Origin of the sequence: Flagellimonas alvinocaridis (assembly GCF_004916895.1) — a bacterium.
Lineage (GTDB): Bacteria > Bacteroidota > Bacteroidia > Flavobacteriales > Flavobacteriaceae > Flagellimonas > Flagellimonas alvinocaridis.
The window spans coordinates 1-1,497 of the sequence record NZ_SNTZ01000030.1 but is presented as its reverse complement, the minus strand read 5'-3'; the positions used below and the strand labels follow the sequence as shown (position 1 = coordinate 1,497).

Sequence of the window (1,497 nt, the reverse complement as noted above, 5' to 3'; positions counted from 1 at the left end):
TGTACGTCTTCAAACGAATCTGAACTGGCCCAGTCCAAAGTTAAGTCATAGTTTCAACTTTTGAATTTGGTGCTCTTTTCTTCTTTTGAGCATCGTTCTTCTCTTTATCAATTTACGGTTTTCCAATATCTTTTTGTCCAATCCAAAATATACGGTTGCAGGGGTCAGGTTGTCCAATGATTCGTGATATCTCCTGTTGTTGTAATAGTCCACGAACTCTTCCAATCTTTCCTTGAGCTCCCCCGGCAGATAATAGTTGTCCAGTTTGATGATGTTCTTCATCGAACGGTGGTAACGCTCTATCTTGCCCTGTGTCTGTGGGTGGTTGGGCTTTCCCCGGATATGCTCCATATCCCTTTCCTTTATGAACTCCTTCAGTTCGCCACTGATGTAACAGGGCCCGTTGTCGGACAGCAGCCTTGGCATTTTCCCCTTGGGCAACGATACCTTTTCCAATGCCCTTGCCACGGTTTTCTTCACGTCCCCGGCGTTCATGGAGGGACAGAGTTCCCAATGGATGATATACCGGCTGTAATCGTCCAGAATGGTCGATAGATAGTACCAGCCCCACCCGACGATCTTCAGGTAGGTAAAGTCCGTCTGCCACATCTGGTGTACCCTTGTGGTCTTGTCCCTGTACTCCTGTGAGGCGGCCATGGTATCAAAGGCCGGGGACGTCACCAATCCCTTGGACTTCAATATGCGGTACACGCTGCTCTCCGAGATATAGTACTCCCGCTCATCTGTCATCTTGCAGGCGAGTCCACGGCAGGATTCCTCCGGGAAGTCCAGGGCCATCTCCACCACCTCGGAGCGAACCTTGTCGGGTATCCTGTTCCAATAGGTATTGCGTGCCCTATGGTTGGGCGCAAGACCGTCAAAGCCACCTTCGAGGTACTTGGCGTACCAGTTGTAGAAGGTGCTCTTGTTGATGCCTATTTCCTTCAACGTCCTGTTAACGCCTATCTCGGATGTCTCCACGAGCCGTATGATCTCATATTTCTCCTGTTGGGTAAATCGCATGTACTTCCTCCATTTTACCCTAAGCCATTCGTACTTTTTTTGAGCACTCGGTTCTGGAGCAGAAGCTCGGCCACCGTTTCCTTGAGTTGGGAGTTCTCCCCACGCAGTTCATTTACCTCACTGGTATTGGCCTCGCGCATGGTGTCGCCCATAAGTCGTTTCTTCCCAGCTTCCAGAAAATCCTTGCTCCAACGGTAATACAGTGCCGGGGCGATTCCCTCTCGCCTGCAGATGCCGGATACCGATTCCTCGCCCTTGAGCCCTTCCAGTACGATACTGATCTTTTCCTCGGCGGAGAACTTCCGCCTTGTCTTTCTCTTGATGTCCTTTACGATTGATTCCGTGTTCTTCTTCTTTGTCATTTTAAGTGTTTTAAATGGTTAATGAATCCATCTTCAAGGCTAGCCTTGAAGATAACAAAACCATCACTTATCTTTAGACCAAGTTCAGTCCACTTTTAGTTGAAGATTTACA

The 1,497-nt window shown here is 48.7% G+C and carries 1 pseudogene; it reads right to left on the bottom strand.

Going from position 1 to position 1,497, the window contains the following annotated elements:
• Positions 1-45 precede the first annotated feature (45 nt).
• A pseudogene (locus EZV76_RS16775) lies at positions 46-1,385 on the bottom strand (IS3 family transposase).
• Between the last annotated feature and the right edge of the window lie 112 nt (positions 1,386-1,497).